Here is an 18,623-nt window from a genome sequence, read left to right as displayed (position 1 = left end):
CCGTGAAATCCGTAAAGCCCCTGTAGTTTCCACCCCTGCCGACAGCCCGCCATGACCGAACGCGAAAACCCCGTCGAAGCCTTCAAGCGCTCCACCGCCGCCACGGTGCGCGCCCTATCGCGGCGGGCCGATGTGCAGGTGGGCTTTTCCACGGAGCCGCCGGGCGTGGCCGGGCTGCGCGTGCGCATCCCCACCCCCGCGCGCGACCTGAACCCGCAGGACGTCGCCACGCTGCGCGGGGCCGCCGACGCGGTGTCGCTGCGGCTGCGCTTCCACGACAACGCCATCCATCTCCAGCGGATGCCGCTGGGCGATTCGGCCCGCGCCGCCTTCGATGCCATGGAGCAGGCCCGTTGCGAGGCGCTGGGCGCCCGCCACATGCCGGGCATCGCCGCCAACCTGGAAGCCGCGCTGGACGAGCGCTACCACAAGCAGGGCTTCGACCGGTTGGAGGAGCGCGAGCAGGTTCCGCTGGCCGAGGTGCTGCGCCTCGTCGCGCGCGAGGCCATGACCGGCGCCACCCCGCCCCCGGCGGCCAGCCACGCCGTGGATCTCTGGCGCAACTGGATCGAGGAGAAGCTGGGTAAGGATCTGCACGGCCTGGCCCAGCACATGGGCGACCAGGACTCCTACGCCCGCGCCGTCCGCAAGCTGCTGGCCGAACTGGACATGGAGGTCGGCAACGAACCGGAGGACGAGCAGGAGCCCGAGGAGGACGAGCGCCAGTCCGACGAGGACGAGAACGAGCCCAACAGCGGCCAGTCCCAGGGCTCCGAGGACGTCCAGACCCAGTCCGAATCGATGACCTCTCCGGACATGCAGGAGTCCGACCAGGGCGAGCAGGCCGAGGAAGGCACCGGCGAGGACGGCGACACCGAGATGGGCGAGGGCGAAGGTGCCGAGGAGCCGGCCGGCCCCGGCCAGCCCTGGCGCCCGGAGTTCAACCGCCGCAACGAGCCCGATCCCAACGCCTACAAGCCCTTCACCACCCAGTTCGACGAGGTGGTGGACGCCGCCGACCTCTGCGATCCGGACGAGCTGGCGCGGCTGCGCCACATGCTGGACCAGCAGCTGCAGCACCTCCAGGGCGTGATCTCCAAGCTCGCCAACCGCCTGCAGCGCCGCCTGCTCGCCAAGCAGCAGCGCAGCTGGGAGTTCGACCTGGACGAGGGCATCCTGGACGCGGCACGCCTCGCCCGCATCGTCGTCAACCCAGTCCTGCCCCTCTCCTTCAAGAAGGAGAAGGAGACGGACTTCCGCGACACGGTGGTGTCGCTGCTGATCGACAATTCCGGCTCCATGCGCGGCCGGCCGATCTCCATCGCCGCCATGAGCGCCGACATCCTGGCCCGCACGCTGGAACGCTGCGCGGTGAAGGTGGAGGTGCTGGGCTTCACCACCCGCGCCTGGAAGGGCGGGCAGGCCCGCGAAAGCTGGATCGCGTCCGGCAAGCCGGCCAACCCCGGCCGCCTGAACGACCTGCGCCACATCGTCTACAAGGCGGCCGACCAGCCCTGGCGGCGCGCGCGCAAGAACCTGGGCCTGATGCTGCGCGAAGGCATCCTGAAGGAGAACATCGACGGCGAAGCGCTGATGTGGGCGCACAACCGCCTGATCGGCCGGTCGGAGCAGCGCCGCATCCTGATGGTCATCTCCGACGGCGCGCCGGTGGACGATTCGACCCTGTCGGTCAACGCCGGCAACTATCTGGAGCGCCACCTGCGGCAGGTGATCGAGTACATCGAGACGCGCTCACCGGTCGAACTGGTCGCCATCGGCATCGGCCACGACGTCACCCGCTACTACCGCCGCGCGGTCACCATCGTGGACGCGGAGCAGCTGGGCGGCACCATGATGAACAAGCTGGCCGAACTGTTCGACGAGGACGACCGCCGCGGCGGGGGCCGCGGTCCCTGGCGGTGAGCCGAAACGAAAACGGCGCGGGAACCCCCCGCGCCATTTTCGTTTGAAGCCGAGCAAGGCCCGCTTACTGCAAACTCCGCTGCATCTCTTCGAAGTTGCGGGAGAAGCCGTTCAGCGGGAAGTCGATGTCGCGCTTGCCGGCGCGCAGGAAGTTCACGCGCACCAGCACCGTGGAGCCGTTGCGGAACTGGTCCACCACGCGGCCCGACACGAAGTTCGGGAACATGCACATGTTCAGCGTGGCGATCTGCGTCTCGATGCGCGGCTGACGGTCCACGCGGATGGCGCAGCTTTCGATCATGCCCTGGCTGGTCGTCAGGAACAGGTGGTAGTCGTTGCCGGTCGGGATGACGCTGAGACCGACGAAGCCGACCTCCTTCCCGTCGTCGAACAGGCGGTAGTTCATCAGGCGGCAGACCTTGGTGTCGGTCATGCGGTCGATGTCGCAATGGTTCGACCACGCCCCTTCCGGCCCGAACTCGGCGGCGGACTTGGAGAAATCGACGGCGGAGGCCGGCGCGGCGGCGATCGCGGACAGCAGAGCCGCACCAAAAGCGAAGAGAACTGTCCAACGCATCGTCTCGGCCCCTTGCCATCGCGGAATGTTGCGGTCGGGCGGCAACTCGCCCGCCGGGATTATAGGCATACCCCAAAGTGGAACAAGCCTTTCGGGGAACCCGCCGGCAGTTACCAGAGGCGGCTACCGGGAAAAGACGGCCGCCGCGACCGATTCGAGAAAATCGTCGTCGGACTGCTGGTTGCCGTTCGTCAGGAAGATCAGCGCCGTCTGCCGGTCGATGTAGTAGCGGACGTCCGCTTCGAATCCGTCGTAGCGGCCCGTGTGCCCGGCGGAGCGGCCCCACCGGTCCGTCGAGAGCGCCAGCCCGAGCCCCTGCCCTTCCTCGTTTTCCGACGGGACCAGCATGCGTTTCAGCATCGCCGGGCCGAGCAGGCTCCCATCGCGGAACAGGGCGAAGAGGAAGCGTTCCAGGTCGCCCGCCGTGGTGACCAACGGCCCATCGCCGGTCGTCGCGGCCCAGCAGGCCCGGCTGACGTCGCCATCCTCGGTGTAGCCGTGGGCGAGCCGGCGATCGCGCGGGTCGGCGCCGACGGTCGTGGCGCTCATGCCCGCACGACCCAGCACACGCCGCTCCAGCACTTGAGCGAAAGGGGCACTGTCCGCCACCGACGCGATGTGGCCCAGCAGGACGTAGTTGCTGTTCGAATAGTCGTAAAGACCGCCCACGGGTCCGGTCGCCGGCTCGCCATTGGCGAAGGCCAGCAGGGTCGCCGCGTCGCGCCTTTGGTCAGGACGGGCCTGCTCCTCCTCCGCGTAGGCGTCGGTGATGTAGTCGGGAATGCCCGAACTGTGGTCGAGCAGGTTGACCAGCCGAGCCCGCTTGGCGTTGGCAAGCCCGCCGAGCGGCAACGCCCCCACCGAATCGCGAATCGGCCGGTCCAGCGCCAGACGCCCCTCCTCGACCTGCTGCAACACGGCGACCGCCGTCGCCATCTTGCCGGCCGAGGCGACGTAGAAGCGTGTGCCCTCCTCCACCGGCACGCGCCCCCGCCGGTCGGCGATCCCGGACACGACGACCTGCCGCCCGTTCGGCCCGGAGACGAGGAGGATGCCGCCGTCCAGCTCCTCCGCTTGCAGGAAGCGGTCGAGCATGCCCTGAAGGCGCTCGTTGAGGGTCCGCGCGGGCGCCGTGGCCGGCCATAGCGCCACCACCAGCAGGGTTGCGGACAAAGCGGCCCTGATCACCCCGCGGCCCCGGCCGCGCCAACCATCCTTGTGCATACCGTGCCCCGCTCCCCATGCTCCCGTTGGTCCGGAGCGGGATCATAGGCCGCCGCGTCGGATCGCGCAGCGTCGTCGTTTCCCGCCGGGCGCGGCGGTTCGGCGCGGGTAATTTGCGAACGTTTCTCATTCGCGCTTGACAGCACCAACGCCCTGCCGCCAAGGTGCGCATGAGAACGCTTCGCATTTGCGGAGCCGAGACGCGGGACATCGGGAGTCACTGAGGATGCACATCGGATCGCGCGGCGCGCTGGCCGCCACCTTCGCAGCCACGCTGCTCGCCGCCTTCGGCGCCACCGCGACGGCCGGCGCGGCTGAGGTGAACATCTATTCCTCGCGCCACTACGACGTGGACAAGGCCCTCTACGACACCTTCACCAAGCAGACCGGCATCAAGGTCAACCTGATCGAGGGCAAGGAAGACGAGCTGATCGAGCGCATCAAGACCGAAGGCGCCAACAGCCCGGCCGACGTGCTGATCACCGTGGACGCCGGCCGCCTGTGGCGCGCGCAGGAGGCCGGGCTGCTCCAGCCGACCCGCTCCAAGGCTCTGGAAGCCGCCGTCCCCGCCCACCTGCGCGAGCCGGAAGGCTATTGGTTCGGCATCTCCAAGCGCGCCCGCGTGCTGGTCTACAACAAGGCCACCGTGAAGCCGGAGGAACTGGCAAGCTACGAATCGCTGGCCGACCCGAAGTGGAAGGGCCGCCTGCTCGTCCGCTCCTCCAGCAGCGTCTACAACCAGTCGCTGGTCGGCTCGCTGCTCGCCGCCCATGGCGAGAAGGCGACGGAGGACTGGGCCAAGGGCATCGTCGCCAACATGGCCCGCAAGCCGCAGGGCGGCGACAGCGACCAGATCAAGGCCGTCGCCGCGGGCGAGGGTGACGTGGCCGTGTCGAACACCTACTACTTCGCGCGCTTCGCGGCCTCCACCAAGCCGGAGGACAAGGCCATCGCCGACAAGCTGGGCGTGGTGTTCCCCAACCAGGGCGACCGCGGCACGCACGTCAACATCTCCGGCGCCGGCGTCGCCAGGAACGCGCCGAACAAGGCCGCCGCGGTGCAGTTCCTGGAGTATCTGATCAGCCCGGACGCCCAGCGCATGTTCACCGAGCAGAACTTCGAATACCCCATCGTCGCCGGCGCGCCGACCGTGCCGGTCCTGACGGGCTGGGGCAGCTTCAAGGAAGACCCGCTGAACGCGGCGGTCTACGGCAAGAACAACGCCGAGGCCCTGAAGATCATGGACCGCGCCGGCTGGAAGTAAGCCACCAACCGGCGTTGCAAGAGGGGCGCATCCCAGCGGTGGGGATGCGCCCCTTTTCTTTTGGGCGGTTCAGAACCGTCCTTCCTCGAAGTCGCGGTAGGCCTGCATGACCTCCTCGCGGCTGTTCATGACGAAGGGACCGCCCCAGGCGACCGGTTCGCCGATGGGCTTGCCGGACAGCAGCAGGAAGCGCGCGCCGGACGGGCCGGCGGTGGCTTCCACCCGGTCGCCCTCGCCCAGCACCACCACGCGCGGACCGCCCAGGCGGCCGGGCGAGCCGGGCACGGCGATGGAGCCCTCGAACACCACCAGCGCGGCGGTGTGGTCGGCGGGGACCGATTCGGCGAAGGTGGCGCCGGCCGGCAGCCGCACGTCGAAATAGCGGGCCTCGGTCGGGCCGGCCTGGATCGGGCCGGCGGTGCCCTGCCCCGTCGTGCCGGCGATCACCGTGACGGTCGCGCCGTCCGCGCGCGTCTCCACCGGGATGTGGGCCGCCGGAAATTCCTGGTAGCGTGGCTCCGACATCTTCAGGCGGGCCGGCAGGTTGATCCACAGCTGGAAGCCCTTCATCAGGCCTTCGGTCTGCTCCGGCATCTCGGAATGGATCACGCCGCGCCCGGCGGTCATCCACTGCACGCCGCCGGTCTCGATCACGCCCTCATGGCCGTGGTTGTCCCAATGGCGCATGCGGCCGGCCAGCATGTAGGTCACCGTCTCAAAGCCACGGTGCGGGTGGTCGGGGAAGCCGGCGAGATAGTCCTGCGGCTCGTCCGACCCGAAGAAGTCCAGCATCAGGAACGGGTCGAGCATGCGCAGGCGCTGCGTGCCGACCATGCGCGTCATGCGCACGCCGGCCCCGTCGGACGCCTCCACGCCCTCGACGGCGGCCAGGACGGGGCGGATGGTTGCGGCGCTCATGGACTCCTCCTCAGGCGTTCGGACTGAGGAAGAGGTAATCGTCCCGGGCTCTTGGATAAAGGATTGCCGACGCGCAACACCGTTGTCCGCGGCGCAACAGTATCACTCGTCGGCTTGGCCGGGGCGGGAACGGCCGATGGACAGGCTCAGCAGGATCACCGGCAGGATGCCGACCGCGACGATGGCGAGCGCCCCGGTCGCCGCCTCGGTCAGCCGCTCGTCGGAGGCCAGCGTGTAGACGCGCACGGCCAGCGTGTCGAAGTTGAAGGGCCGCACGATCATCGTCGCCGGCAGCTCCTTCATCACGTCCACGAAGACCAGCAGGCCGGCGGTCAGCAGGCTGCCCCACATGATCGGCGCGTGCACCCGGATCAGCGTCCGTCCGGCGGTCTGGCCCAGCACGCGGGCGGCGAAGTCCATGGTCGGGCGGATTTTCCCCAGGCTCGCCTCGATGGTGTTGAAGGACACGGCCAGGAAACGCACCAGATAGGCGAACAGCACCGCCGCGATGGTGCCGCTGAGCAACAGCCCCGACGAGACGCCGAAACTCTGCCGCAGGAAGCCGTCGATGGCGTTGTCCACCCGCGCGAAGGGGATCAGCACGCCGACCGCGATGACCGAGCCCGGAATGGCGTAGCCCATGGCCGCCACGCGCACCGCCCCCTTCAGCAGCGGCGTCGGGCGCAGTCTCTGCCCGTAGGCGAGCACCAAGGCCAGCGCCACGGCTAGCACCGCCGCCAGCGCGGCCAGCGTAAAGCTGTTGCGCGCCAGCGTCAGGAACATCGCCCCGAAGGCCGCGTCTCCCGCCGTCAGCGCCATGCGCACCAGCAGCCCCGCCGGCAGCACGAACCCCAGCAGCAGCGGCAGCCCGCAGGCGACCAGCGCGGCGGCGGCCCGCCAGCCGGTCAGCCGGTGCTTCGGCAGGCGGCGGTAGCGCGTGGTGGTGTGGTGGTAGCGGGCCTGCCGGCGCGACCAGCGCTCCATCAGCAGCAGCACCAGCACGAACCCCATCAGCACGGCGGCGAGCTGCGCGGCCGCCACCGGCTGGCCCATGGCGAACCATGTGCGGTAGATGCCCGTGACGAAGGTGTTCACGGCGAAATACTGGACCGTCCCGAAGTCGGCCAGCACCTCCATCAGCACCAGCGCCAGCCCGGCGACGATGCTGGGCCGGGCCAGCGGCAGCGCCACCGTGAAGAAGCTGCGCCACGGCCCCCGGCCAAGCGTACGGCTGACCTCCAGCACGCACACGGACTGTTCCAGGAAGGCGGCGCGGGACAGCAGATAGACGTACGGGTAGAGCACCAGCGTCATCATCGACGCGGCTCCTTCCAGCGTACGGATGTCCGGAAACCAGTAATCCCGCCGCGTCCAGTGGAACGCCGCGCGCAGGGCGGTCTGCACCGGGCCGACGAACTGGAGCAGGTCGGTGTAGACGTACGCCATGACGTACGCCGGCACCGCCATCGGCAGCAGCAGCGCCCATTCCAGCACCCGGCTGCCGGGAAAGCGGCACATGGTGACCAGCCACGCGGTCCCCACCCCGATCACCAGCGTTCCCACGCCCACCCCGACCACGAGGCGCACGGTGTTCAGCAGATACTCCGCCAGAACCGTGTCCACGAGGTGCTCCCACACGCCGTCGGTGGGGATGAAGACGCGGCTGAGGACCGCCAGCACCGGCAACGCCACCAGCGCGGCGATCAGCAGCGTCGCGACCGTCCAGCCGCTGACGCGGAGGCGGAAGGCCAAGGCGCGCGGGGCGCGGATCTGGTCGAGGCTGTCGGTGGTCACGGTGAGGCACGTCCGTGGGAGTGGAGGTGCCCCATCGTCTCACACAATGAGAATAAGTCGCAATGGCGATAGGCCGGTCCCCGCCCTCCTCGTGAGGACCGGGCGGGAACGCGGCTTTCGGAACGCCTACTTGGTGCCGAACATGCGGTCGCCGGCGTCGCCGAGGCCGGGGACGATGTAGGCATCCTCGTTCAGATGGCTGTCGAGCGAGGCGGTGAAGACCTTCACGCGCGGGTGCGCGGCGGCGAAGACGCGCATGCCCTCGGGTGCGGCGACCAGCGCCATGAAGCGGATGTTCTCGTCGTCCACGCCGTGGCGGTTCAGCACGTCGCAGGCGTGCACGGCGGAATTGCCGGTCGCCAGCATCGGGTCCACCACGATGAACAGGCGCCCTTCCGCCTCCGGCAGCTTCACCAGATATTCGTGCGGCATCTTGGTGTCGTGGTCGCGGTAGAGGCCGATGTGCCCCTCGCGCGCCGACGGCACCAGCTCGTGCAGGCCCTGCGCCATGCCGAGGCCGGCGCGCAGCACCGGCACGATGGCCAGCTTCTTGCCGGCGATCACCGGCGCGTCCATGGGCTGGAGCGGCGTCTCGATCCGCTCGGTCGTCAGCGGCAGGTCGCGGGTGATCTCGTAGCCCATCAGCAGGGAGATCTCGCGCAGCAGCGTGCGGAAGCCGCCGGTGGACCGCTCCTTCGCCCGCATCAGCGTCAGCTTGTGCTGGATCAGCGGGTGGTCGAGGATGAACAGATTGGGAAATTCAGGAATGGTGTGCATGGATTCCGTGCCGGACCTGGACGTCACGGTGATCCTACCCCGCCGGCCCGCCTCCGGCCAAGCCGCCCATAAGCGGGGTCAGCTTATCGGGGAACTCGGCGGTGGACTCAGCGATGGCTGACCGGGGCAGTCACCGGCTGGTCCAGGCCATAGCGGATCACGCGGTTGCGGCCGGAATTCTTGGCTTGGTAGAGCGCGCGGTCGGCGCACACCACCATCTCGTCCACCGGCACGTCCAGTTCCGCCTCCACCAGCCCGAAGGACGCGGTGACCGAGATGGAGCGGCCGTCCGGCAGGATGACCGGCGACGCCATCAGGTCCATGCGCAGCCGGTCGATAACGCGGAAGCCCTCGTCGATGTTGGCTTCCTTCAGGCAGATCAGGAATTCCTCCCCGCCCATGCGGAAGGCCTCGTCGAAGCTGCGGACGCCCCGGCTGATCGCGGCGGCGGTGGCCGCCAGCACGCGGTCGCCGATGTCGTGCCCGTAGGTGTCGTTGATGCCCTTGAACTTGTCGATGTCGCAGATCGCGATGCAGAAGGCCTGCCCGGCGCGGCGGAAGCGGTTCATCTCGCTCTCCAGCGCCTCCTGCATGCCGCGGCGCGTGCGCAGGCCGGTCAGCGGGTCCAGCCCGCTGGCGGCGGCCCCGAAGGCGCGCTCCACCCGGCGGATTTGCAGGATGAACTCCTCGAAGCGGCCCATCACCGCCTCATACTCCGACTCGGTCGGCGCGTCGCCGTCGGCGGCCTTCAGCAGCACCAGCTTGGCGTGGCGGTGCATCTGCTCGTGCAGGGTGACCAGCTTGCGCACCGCCGGCTGGTGAACGAGATCGTCCTTGCGGGCCGCCACGCACCACGCCGCGAAGGACGCCGGCGCCGACACGCGCATCCCCCCCTCGCCGCCGCGGAAGAAGGCCGCGCGGTGCCACTGGCCGATCCAGCACACATGCTCGTCGAGCACGATGCCAAGGCTCTCGGCCGGGGAAAGCGAGTCGGTCGAGTCGGTCATAAGCGTTCCGTGGCCTTCCCGGAAAAGTGAGCCGCCGCCGCGCACGGCGAACAGCCGCTATCTTAGACGCACGCACGCGAGCATATCATGCGACGAAGATAAGGCCGACCATTTGACGCAAAGATGAGGTGTCCGGCAAGTTTTCCGGTCGCACAGTTCCCCCCATCGCAAGCTCCCCTCCCGCCCCGGCGGAGGGACTGTTGTGCATCGTTGTGCATCGTTGGGCGGATTGTGCAGTGAGCACCCGCTGCACAATGGACAGGATCGGCCCTTTTGCGTTCCCGTTCAATGGCATGGCGCCATTTGTGCGTACACGTCCTATGTGCGCCTTCTGCACAACGGCGCTCAAGACCATCGGGGTGGAGGCACGCGCACCGCGCCAACCATCGTCAGGCGCGGCGGTCACAAGGCGGAATTCGGTCGATGATGGGACGAGAGTATCGGAGCCGCCAAAACGAATCAAGAACGTGAGGGACGACCGCTGGTGTGATCGCATTTGGCCGTAAAGCCCTCTCCCCTCCGGGGAGAGGGTGGCCCGGAGGGCCTCTCGCGCGAACGAAGTTTGCGCTGTCGGCGTCAGGCGAAGAGGAGCTTCGCCGAGAGCCGGTGAGGGGGTCCCGCCATGTTGGTACGTCCGGCAAAAGCGCACCCCCCTCACCCTAACCCTCTCCCCGGAGGGGAGAGGGAATTGAAAGGCGATTGCGCCGCCGTCAGCGGGTGCCGGGTCCCTTCTCGCGGGATTCCCAAGGCGGCAGTTCCGCCCCCTTTCCGAGGCCGGGGATGTTGACACTCGCGGCGTAGCGGCGCGAGTCGTACATGTATTTCGGCCAGTCGACGCCGGTCTTGTCGAGGAGATTGCTCAGCTTGTCCTTCGCGGCCATTTCCTTGTCCGAGACGAGCTTGTCGCCACGGTAATCGTCCTCCCCAAGATCGAGCTGTTTGAAGCGCTCGAAATTGATCCGGAAATGAGCCTGCGCCAGTTCGCCGAGTTCATCGGAATTGCTTTTTCCGTCGTCCGGATCGTATTTGGCGCGGATCGCCGCCTCCTTTTCCCGGATGCCGTCCATCGTTTTCATGAGGGCGTCCATCGCCTCGGGAGTATCGATCCCGCGGTTCCGGTTCTGGGCGTATTCGCCGAAGACGCCGTAAAGCTCCGCGTCCTTCGCGTCCTCCGCCTTTCGAACTTCCTGGCCCCGGGCGCTCAAGGCCTTCTGCTCGTCGTTCGGGGCCGCCTCGCTCATGAAGCGCCCGAACAAGGCGAAGGTCGCTTCGGCCCGTAGGCCAAGGTTGACCTCCTCCGCCGAGATCATCTTGGTCTTGACCAGATCCTCCAGCTTCCCCCGGACCTTCTTGTCGAGATGACCGAACAGGTCGGCGGCCTTGCCGGTCAAAGCCTTGCCCAGTTCGCTGACCTCAACTTGGTCGGTCTTCGCGGCGGCCTTGGGCTTGGCGACGGCCTTGAAGTGTTCCGACGAATCGGCGGACGCGGTCTTCCACGGCGATCCGGACTTGGGGGCGACTTGCCCGCTCGTTGCCGCAAACAGCTTCGTCGCGTCGATCGCCATGCCCGCCCCGCACACGTTGAAGAGAGATCGTCTCCGCACACGATATGCGAGAACCGGCGGGCCGTCAAAAATGCATGGTAATTTTCTGCAACCCGCGCGATGAAAAATTGCCGCACCGCCGCGCGGGCAACGGTGCGGAGGTCCGTGACTCCAGCCCTACAGCGCGGCGACGGTGCCCAGGAAATCGCGGATCAGCGCCGGGTCCTTGTGGCCGGGACGGCTTTCCACGCCGGAGGAGACGTCCAGCGCCGTGGCGCCGGTGACCCGCACCGCCTCCGCCGCGTTCTCGGCCTTCAGGCCGCCGGACAGCATCCAGGGGCGCGGCCAGCTTCGCCCGGCCAGCAAGGTCCAGTCGAAGGCGATGCCGTTGCCGCCCGGCAGGCTCGCCACCTTGGCCGGCGGCTTGGCGTCGAACAGCAGGCGGTCGGCAACCTCCGCATAGTCCAGCGCCGTGGCCAAATCCTCCGGGCCGCCGACCTTGATCGCCTTCATCACGGGGATGCTGAAGGCGGCCTTCACCTCGGCGATGCGGCGCGGGGTTTCCTTTCCGTGCAGCTGGATCAGATCGAAGGGGACCTGGCTGACCACATGCTCCAGGAAATCGTCGTCGGGATCGACGAACAGCCCGACCGTCCGCACGCCGGTCGGCACCAGCCGCGCCAGCTCCGCCGCCATGGACGGGGTGACGTAGCGGGGGCTGGCCGGGTAGAAGACGAACCCGACGTAGCGCGCCCCGCCGGACACGGCGGCGTGCAGCGACTCGGGCTCGCTCAGGCCGCAGATCTTCACCTGCACGGTCATGCGCCGGCTCCTCCCTGAATCTCCGCGTCCTTGATTTCGGAAAGGATGCGGCGGGCGGCGGACGCCGGGTCGGCGTCGCCGGTGATCGGGCGGCCGATGACCAGATGGTCGGCCCCGGCGGCCAGCGCCTCGGCCGGGGTCATGACGCGCTTCTGGTCGTTGGCGGCGGCCCAGGCCGGACGGATGCCCGGCACCATCAGGATGAAGTCGGGGCCGCAGGACTCGCGGATCAGCGCCACCTCGGCGGGGGAGCACACCACCCCGTCCACGCCCGACTGCTTGGCGAGCAGCGCCAGCCGCTTCACCTGATCGGCCACGGGGGTGCGCTGGCCCACCGACTCCAGGTCGGCGGCGTCCAGGCTGGTCAGCACGGTGACGGCAAGGATTTTGGGACGGTCGGCACCGGCAGTCGCCGCGGCCTCGGCCGCCGCGCGCATCATGGCCGGGCCGCCGGAGGTGTGGATGGTCAGGAAGGCCGGCTTCAGCGGCAGCGCCGCGCGCACGCCGCCGGCCACCGTGTTGGGGATGTCGTGCAGCTTCAGGTCCAGGAACAGCGGCGGGCCGTCCTCACCGATGACCGCGCGGATGCCCGACGGGCCGTGCGCGATGAAGAACTCCAGCCCCAGCTTGATGCCGCCGACGACTCCGCCGATCCGCCGGCTGAGGTCGCGTGCGGTGTCGAGGTCGGTCGTATCGACGGCGCAGAAGATGCGCGAGGCCGGCGTGGTCATGGTGGGCGTCTCTCCAAACCCTGGCAGATGGTCGTGGAGGCGCAGCCTAACAAGGGACGGCCGGGATCACCAGACTTCCGGCGGCGTCGGAAAAACGCATCCCCTCTCCCCTGATGGGGAGAGGGGATGCGGGCAGGCCGTCGTTACGGCTTGCGGGCCGGGTCGCGGTCGAGGTCGCGATCGAGCGGACGGTCGCCCGACAGGTCGGTGGTCGGCCGATCCGTCAGGGGACGGTCACGGTCCAGCGGGCGGTCGGCGCCGGTGCGGGTGTCGTCGATTTCCACCTCGGTGCGGCGGACGGTGTCGGACACGGTCTGGGCGCGCTCCTCGGCTTCCTTGCGGATGACCACTTCCTCACGGACGCGGGCGGCCTTCTCGACGACCGCTTCCTCGTCGGTCTCGGTCACCTCAATGGTGCGCTCGCGGAAGGCGTCGGCCGGAACTTCACCGAGTTCGCGGTCGACCGGACGCCGCTCCACGACCACGCTCTCGTCGCGCAGGCGCACCTGCTCCTCGACCGGGGTTTCGACCACATAGCTGCGGACGCGGACCGCGCCGCGCTCGACGGTGCGCTTGCCGACGTGAATCTGCTCTTCGACGACCGGGATGCGCTCTTCCTGGCCGGTGCCGACGACGCCCGTGCGGCCGACGTCGGTGCGGCCAACATCAGAGCGCGTCGTGTCGGTTTCGACCTTGCGGTCGACGCCCGTGGTGTTCACGTCGCGCAGCGAGGCCGCGGCGGCGCCCAAGCCGGTGCCGTAGCGGGTCCGCTCCTCGGTCGCCTGGGTGGCGTCGTAATCGGTGGCGGCGGTGTCGTAGCCGGTCCAGCCGGCCTCGCGATAGGCCGCGCCGCGATGCTCGATGTCGACCGGCCCGTGCCGTTCGATGATGTCCAGTGCCTCGTCGCAGCGGGTGTCGTCGACCCGCCCGATGAGCAGCACGCCGCCGCGCCGGATGCCCTCGGCGAAGACCTCGGCGTCGCCGCGCGGCACGCCCATGCGGGTCAGCACGGACAGGCGGTTGTCGCGGTGGTGGAAGTCGGTGTCGGTGTCGTAGCCGAATTCGGAGGCGTGGCGCCACGTCCCGCTGTGGGCTTCCGTGCTGCTCACGGCGCTGGTGCTGTTCATGGCGCTCAGCTTCGCGGTGTCGGCGCCCATCATCGTGAAATCATGGCGCAGGCCGGCCGAGTCCAGTTCGCCAAGCACGCGTTCGGCGCTGGACAGGTCATCATACAGCGCGACGATGGTCTTCCTGTTCATGAACCTACTCCTGTCGAGGCGTTGTTGGTGGTGTGGGCGCGTCGTCGTTCGTGGTGGCGCGCGTGACCGCGACGTCTTCGGAACGCAGCGTTTCCGTGATGCGTTCGGTGCGCCGGGTGGTCTGTTTGCGGATGTGCAGTTCTTCCCGCAGCACGAGGCGCTTGGTGACGACCAGCTCCTCCTCCAGGACGGGGACGATCAGGACGTCGCCTTCCTGGCGCGGCTCGGGCGGCGAATCGACCGGGCGGCCGACCGGCACGCGGACGACCTCGACCGTTTCGCTGTCGAGGTCCTGCTCGACGCTTTCCTCGCGCTCGCGGACTTCGGTTGTGATGCGGACGCGGCCACGCTCGACCGCGCGCTTCCCGACGGACAGAACCTCTTCGTGCAAGGGGATGATCTGCTCGTCGGCGTGGGGCCGTTCCGTGGTCATGGCCGCCGCCCGGGGGCTTACAGAATGAAGTACAGGGCGACGAGGATCAGCAGCACCACGAGGGCGATGATCCACCAATTCGCATGACCGGCCGCGGCACCCGTGGTCGTTCGGGAACCGTCCGTGTCGTACACGCCCACTTTCCGAGGATCGTCGGCCATGGATGGTTTACTCCCTGTTGGTGAGGCTGGGTTGTCCTTTCCAACAGGAGCGCGACGGGACCGTTCCGTGCGGCGGTTCAGCGTCCCCCTGCCCAAAGGGAGAGGGCACCTGCCCGTTCGGGGGCCTCCACGGCGGCGGCCAGCGCCTCCCCCAGCGCGGGGGCGAATTTGAAGCCGTGGCCGGAACAGGGACTCATCAGCCAGGCGCGGCCGGACATCGACGTCACCAGCGGCTCCACGACGAAGCGTTCGTCCGCGGTGACGGTGTAGAAGCAGGTCGCGGCGTTGGCGATGCTGTAGCGGTGCCCGTCCGCCAGCACCCGGCGGGCGCGGTCCAGCACGTCGCGCGCCTCCTCCGGATCGGGGTCGCGGTCGGCGTCCGGGTCGCCGGTCCGGGAGAATCGGTGATCGCCCGCCTTCATCGTTGTGCCGGCGACGGGCGGGACGACGTAGACGCCGCTCTCCCCGTCGGCGTCGATCAGCATCGGCGCGTTGGCCCAGACGCCGCGCAAGCCCTCCGGCGGCATCAGGTAGGCGATGACCTGCCGCGAGGGGGTCAGGCGCGCCGCCGTCTCCGGCAGCAGCTTCGTCACCCAGGCCCCGGCCGCGACGACCAGGGCGTCCGCCCCGATGATGCGGCGGTCGGCCAGCGTCACGGTCGCGCGCTCCGCGTCGATGCCGGTGACCGGCGTGCGGGCGTGGACGGTCACGCCCAGCGTGTTCAGGTGGTGGCTCAGCAACTCGACGATTCGGCCGGCCAGCAGAACGCCGCCCGACTCGAGGTGGATCGCCTCCGCCACCGCCGAGGCGTCGACCAGCGGGAACTCCGCGGCGAGCTGCGCGGGCGTCAGGCGCCGCACGGGGCGCCCCAGCGATTCCTGCACCGCCGCGCTGTCGGCCAGCCAGCGCCGCCCGTCCTCCGCCGAGGCGGTGCAGAGCGTGCCGGTGGGGATCAGCAGCCGCTCGCCCAGGTCGGTCCACAGCCGCTCCCACGCCTCCAGCGCGGTGTCAGCCATGCGGGCGTAGCCCTGGCTGGCGCCGTAGGCGTGGCGGAACAGCCGGTGCTGGTCCACGGAGCTGCCGAAGGGGTTGGGGACGTGGCCCTGGTCGAAGACCGCGACCTCATGCCCGCGCCGGGCCAGCGCCCAGGCGGTGCACAGCCCCATGATGCCGGCGCCGACGACGGTGATGCGGAGGGACATGCGGGAATCCACAGAGTTCGGCGGAAGGTGTGGACCAGAGATTTAGGATCGGGATGCTGCGTTTGCCCCCTCCCTAACCCTCCCCCGCTTCGCGGGAGAGGGGATCCATGACAAAGCGGCGACAAAGCGGCGGCAGTCCCCTCCACCGCGTAGCGGGGGAGGGTTAGGGAGGGGGAGCGTCGGGGGAAGCCTCAGTGAACCGTCGGGGCCGTGCTCGCCGGAGCCGTCACCGCCGGCAGGGCGGGGCCGGAGACCGGGCGGTTCTGCTCGGCCAGGCGCTTTTCCGCGGCGGCGGCGCGGGCCTGGGTCTCCTTCAGCTCGCGCTCCAGGAAGGACACGCGGTCGGAGGCGCGGCGCGCGCGGCGGCGGTGGCGGCGCTGGGCGTTCCAGGCGACGATGCCACCCGCCACGAAGCCGACCACCAGCGCCAGCAGCGTGGCGAGGTAGAGCGGCGCCTGCAGCGTGAAGGGTAGCGGCCACAGGGACAGCGTCACAAGGTCGCGGTTGGAGATCGCGAACAGCACTGCGGCGACCGCGATGGGAACGGTGATGATCAGGGCGAGAAAGCGCACGGGCTGTGTCCTCGTGTCGGGAATCGGGGGCGGCCCGCCGGAAGGCCCGGCCGGCGGTGATGACAACGTTCTAGGCGTCGGCGCGGCTGTTCATCGGTGCGGCTATTCGTCGGTGCCTTTATTCATCGGTGTTGAGGCGTTCGCGCAGCTGCTTGCCGGTCTTGAAGAAGGGGATCGCCTTCTCCCCGACCTCCACGGCTTCGCCCGTGCGCGGGTTGCGTCCCGTGCGCGCGTCGCGCCGCTTCACCGAAAAGGCGCCGAAGCCGCGCAGTTCCACCCGGTCGCCGCGGGCCAGGGCGTCGGAGATCTCGTCGAAGATGGTGCCGACGATCTTTTCGATGTCGCGCTGGTACAGGTGCGGATTGCGCTCCGCGAGCCGTTGGATCAGCTCTGATTTGGTCATGGCGTTCCGTTTCCCCCGGTTTGGGCGCGTTGGCTCGCGCGCTCTGCGCCGAAGCGTGCCATCCGAGGCCCGCACCGTCAAGCTAAGCCGTTATGGCGCCATTGTTTTCCGCAAACGCGCGATTCCTGCGCAAAATCCCTCTGCGTTGTTGCGGATGCTGCGTTGCACAAAAGCTTCCTTTGATTTCTTCTAAATGCGCTCCAAAATGGTCACACCAATTGGACCGGGCACCCCGTTCGGACGCCACAGCAGGAGGAGCGCAGCATGGTCGGAGCACGCGCAACCAGCATCGCATCGCGGGTCTATGCCCTCGTCGGCCTTCTTGCCATGGTCGCGGTGGCCATCGCGATGTTGGCTTGGTACGCCCTCAGCGTCTATCAGACCAAGGTTGCGCGCATCGAGGCGGCGTCGGAAAGCGCCATCGTGGGCGAGCGCGTGAACGCCGCCGTGCTGTCCGTGGTCATGGATTCGCGCGGCATCTATCTGGCGGAGACCCGGGCTGAGACGGAGCCCTTCGCCAAGCCGCTGCTCGCCGGGCTTGAGCGGATGCGCACGCTGCTGGAGCGCTGGGACCGGCTGACCCCGGCCGACCAGCGGGCGGAGTTCTCCCAGGTGAAGGAGCACGCGGGCCAGTTCATCGCCGTCCGCGCCCGCCTCGTCGACCTCGGCCGCAGCGAAGGCCCGCCGGCCGCCCGCGCCTATGGCGACAACGACGCCAACCGCGCCAACCGGCAGGCCCTGAACCGCGCCATCGAAGCCCTGGCCGAGCGCAACAACCGCTACATCGACACCGTCGTCCAGGATCTGGACGATTTCTACGCGCGGATGCGGCTGGCCTTCAGCGCGCTTGCGGCCGTGGGCATCCTGGCGGTCGTGGCCCTGGCCTGGGTGGTGGTCCGCCGCTCCATCACCGGTCCGCTGCAGGCCATCACCGACGTCATCGCCCGACTGGCCCAAGGCGAACTGGGCCTGACCATCCCCGGCGTGGACAAGCGCGACGAGATCGGCGCGCTCGCCCGCGCGGCGGAGGTGTTCAAGCGCAACGGCGAGGAGATGCAGCGCCTTCAGGCCGACGCTGCCCGCACGCGCGAGGAGGCGGAGCGCACCCGCAAGGCCGACATGGAGCGGCTGGCCGCCCGGTTCGAGCAGGCGGTGCAGAGCGTGGTGGAGACGGTCGCCTCCTCCGCGACGCAGTTGCGCGCCAGCGCCTCGGCGCTCAGCGAAACGACCAGCGAGACCAGCCAGCGCGCGGCCAGCGCGGCCAGCGCCACGGAGCAGACCTCGGCCAGCGTGCAGACCGTCGCCGCCGCGACCGAGGAGATGGCCGCCTCGGTGCGGGAGATCGCCCGGCAGGTGTCCGACAGCTCGCGCATCGCCACCTCCGCCACCGCCCAGGCGCGGGAGACCGACGCGACCGTCGCCAGCCTCGCCGATTCGGCCACGCGCATCGGCGAGGTGGTGGACCTGATCCAGTCCATCGCCAGCCAGACCAATCTTCTGGCCCTGAACGCCACCATCGAGGCCGCCCGCGCCGGGGAGGCCGGCAAGGGCTTCGCCGTGGTGGCGCAGGAGGTCAAGAGCCTCGCCAACCAGACGGCCAAGGCCACCGAGGACATTTCCGCCCAGATCACCGCCATGCAGACCGCGGCGTCGAGTGCCGTGCAAGCCATTCAGGCCATCGGCGAGACCATCGGCACCATCCACGAGATCAGCGGCACCATCGCCTCGGCCGTCGATCAGCAGGGCGCGGCCACGAATGAGATCTCCCGCAACGTCCAGGAGGCCGCCGTCGGTTCCCAGCGCGCCTCGACGGATGTGAGCGAGGTGAGCCACGCCACGGCCACCGCCGGCGCCGCCGCCGAACAGGTGCTGTCCGCCGCCGGAGCCCTGAACGAGCAGGCCGACTCCCTGCGGCGCGAGGTCCGCAATTTCCTGAGCGGGATTCGGGCGGCGTGAGGAGGGTGAGAGCCCCTCGCCCGCTTCCTTAGCCCTCTCCCCTCTGGGGAGAGGGT

Annotated in this window: 18 protein-coding genes; 3 read left to right on the top strand and 15 right to left on the bottom strand. The window is 69.1% G+C overall.

The features are described from left to right. The first annotated feature begins 51 nt into the window (after positions 1 to 51). Positions 52 to 1,923, top strand: a complete 1,872-nt coding sequence (gene cobT / locus ACSVC7_RS02445) for a cobaltochelatase subunit CobT (protein WP_448202762.1) — start codon at positions 52 to 54, stop codon at positions 1,921 to 1,923. A gap of 64 nt (positions 1,924 to 1,987) precedes the next feature. On the opposite strand, the gene ACSVC7_RS02440 is transcribed toward cobT, so the two are convergent. Next, positions 1,988 to 2,500, bottom strand: a complete 513-nt coding sequence (locus ACSVC7_RS02440; protein ID WP_448202763.1) for an invasion associated locus B family protein — start codon at positions 2,498 to 2,500, stop codon at positions 1,988 to 1,990. A 123-nt stretch (positions 2,501 to 2,623) separates the two neighbouring features. Beyond that, positions 2,624 to 3,724, bottom strand: coding sequence for a serine hydrolase domain-containing protein (locus ACSVC7_RS02435; protein WP_448202764.1), 1,101 nt, complete (start codon positions 3,722 to 3,724; stop codon positions 2,624 to 2,626). A gap of 226 nt (positions 3,725 to 3,950) precedes the next feature. On the opposite strand from ACSVC7_RS02435, the gene ACSVC7_RS02430 reads away from it, so the two are divergent. Continuing rightward, positions 3,951 to 4,988 (top strand): Fe(3+) ABC transporter substrate-binding protein, encoded by a 1,038-nt coding sequence (locus ACSVC7_RS02430; protein ID WP_448202765.1) that lies wholly within the window; start codon positions 3,951 to 3,953, stop codon positions 4,986 to 4,988. 69 nt (positions 4,989 to 5,057) lie between these two features. Here the strand turns inward: ACSVC7_RS02430 and ACSVC7_RS02425 are convergent, their stop codons facing one another. The 13 genes from ACSVC7_RS02425 to ihfB all read right to left on the bottom strand — a co-directional run bounded on the left by ACSVC7_RS02425 (position 5,058) and on the right by ihfB (position 16,611). Next, positions 5,058 to 5,906, bottom strand: a complete 849-nt coding sequence (locus tag ACSVC7_RS02425) for a pirin family protein (protein WP_448202766.1) — start codon at positions 5,904 to 5,906, stop codon at positions 5,058 to 5,060. A gap of 102 nt (positions 5,907 to 6,008) precedes the next feature. After that, positions 6,009 to 7,700, bottom strand: coding sequence for an ABC transporter permease (locus tag ACSVC7_RS02420; RefSeq protein WP_448202767.1), 1,692 nt, complete (start codon positions 7,698 to 7,700; stop codon positions 6,009 to 6,011). A gap of 126 nt (positions 7,701 to 7,826) precedes the next feature. Then, positions 7,827 to 8,477, bottom strand: a complete 651-nt coding sequence (gene upp, locus ACSVC7_RS02415) for a uracil phosphoribosyltransferase (RefSeq protein WP_448202768.1) — start codon at positions 8,475 to 8,477, stop codon at positions 7,827 to 7,829. Positions 8,478 to 8,584: 107 nt separating this feature from the next. Continuing rightward, positions 8,585 to 9,484, bottom strand: coding sequence for a diguanylate cyclase (locus ACSVC7_RS02410; protein WP_448202769.1), 900 nt, complete (start codon positions 9,482 to 9,484; stop codon positions 8,585 to 8,587). 710 nt (positions 9,485 to 10,194) lie between these two features. Further along, on the bottom strand, positions 10,195 to 11,049 hold the full coding sequence (locus tag ACSVC7_RS02405; protein WP_448202770.1) for a hypothetical protein: 855 nt from the start codon (positions 11,047 to 11,049) through the stop codon (positions 10,195 to 10,197). A 156-nt stretch (positions 11,050 to 11,205) separates the two neighbouring features. Further along, entirely contained in the window at positions 11,206 to 11,850 is a 645-nt protein-coding gene (locus ACSVC7_RS02400; RefSeq protein ID WP_448202771.1) for a phosphoribosylanthranilate isomerase, read from the bottom strand. Next, the gene (gene pyrF / locus ACSVC7_RS02395; RefSeq protein WP_448202772.1) at positions 11,847 to 12,581 is read right to left on the bottom strand and encodes an orotidine-5'-phosphate decarboxylase; all 735 of its coding nucleotides are present in this window, start codon (positions 12,579 to 12,581) and stop codon (positions 11,847 to 11,849) included. Before pyrF ends, ACSVC7_RS02400 begins: the two co-directional genes overlap by 4 nt. A 143-nt stretch (positions 12,582 to 12,724) precedes the next feature. After that, positions 12,725 to 13,840: a YsnF/AvaK domain-containing protein gene (locus tag ACSVC7_RS02390; protein WP_448202773.1), complete on the bottom strand. Its 1,116-nt coding sequence runs from the start codon at positions 13,838 to 13,840 to the stop codon at positions 12,725 to 12,727. 4 nt (positions 13,841 to 13,844) lie between these two features. Beyond that, positions 13,845 to 14,273 (bottom strand): YsnF/AvaK domain-containing protein, encoded by a 429-nt coding sequence (locus ACSVC7_RS02385; RefSeq protein ID WP_448202774.1) that lies wholly within the window; start codon positions 14,271 to 14,273, stop codon positions 13,845 to 13,847. A gap of 17 nt (positions 14,274 to 14,290) precedes the next feature. After that, positions 14,291 to 14,434 (bottom strand): hypothetical protein, encoded by a 144-nt coding sequence (locus ACSVC7_RS02380; protein ID WP_448202775.1) that lies wholly within the window; start codon positions 14,432 to 14,434, stop codon positions 14,291 to 14,293. A 77-nt stretch (positions 14,435 to 14,511) separates the two neighbouring features. Next, a complete protein-coding gene (locus ACSVC7_RS02375) occupies positions 14,512 to 15,636 on the bottom strand; it encodes an NAD(P)/FAD-dependent oxidoreductase (RefSeq protein WP_448202776.1) in 1,125 nt (374 codons plus the stop codon). Between the two features lie 191 nt (positions 15,637 to 15,827). Continuing rightward, on the bottom strand, positions 15,828 to 16,208 hold the full coding sequence (locus ACSVC7_RS02370; protein ID WP_448202777.1) for a lipopolysaccharide assembly protein LapA domain-containing protein: 381 nt from the start codon (positions 16,206 to 16,208) through the stop codon (positions 15,828 to 15,830). 118 nt (positions 16,209 to 16,326) lie between these two features. Continuing rightward, the gene (gene ihfB, locus ACSVC7_RS02365; RefSeq protein WP_448202778.1) at positions 16,327 to 16,611 is read right to left on the bottom strand and encodes an integration host factor subunit beta; all 285 of its coding nucleotides are present in this window, start codon (positions 16,609 to 16,611) and stop codon (positions 16,327 to 16,329) included. Positions 16,612 to 16,875: 264 nt separating this feature from the next. On the opposite strand from ihfB, the gene ACSVC7_RS02360 reads away from it, so the two are divergent. Next, positions 16,876 to 18,567, top strand: coding sequence for a methyl-accepting chemotaxis protein (locus ACSVC7_RS02360; RefSeq protein WP_448202779.1), 1,692 nt, complete (start codon positions 16,876 to 16,878; stop codon positions 18,565 to 18,567). Positions 18,568 to 18,623 lie beyond the last annotated feature (56 nt).

The organism is Azospirillum mesophilum, from assembly GCF_053470405.2.
Note: the sequence above shows the minus strand (reverse complement) of the source record. Positions and strands in the feature narration are given on the sequence as shown.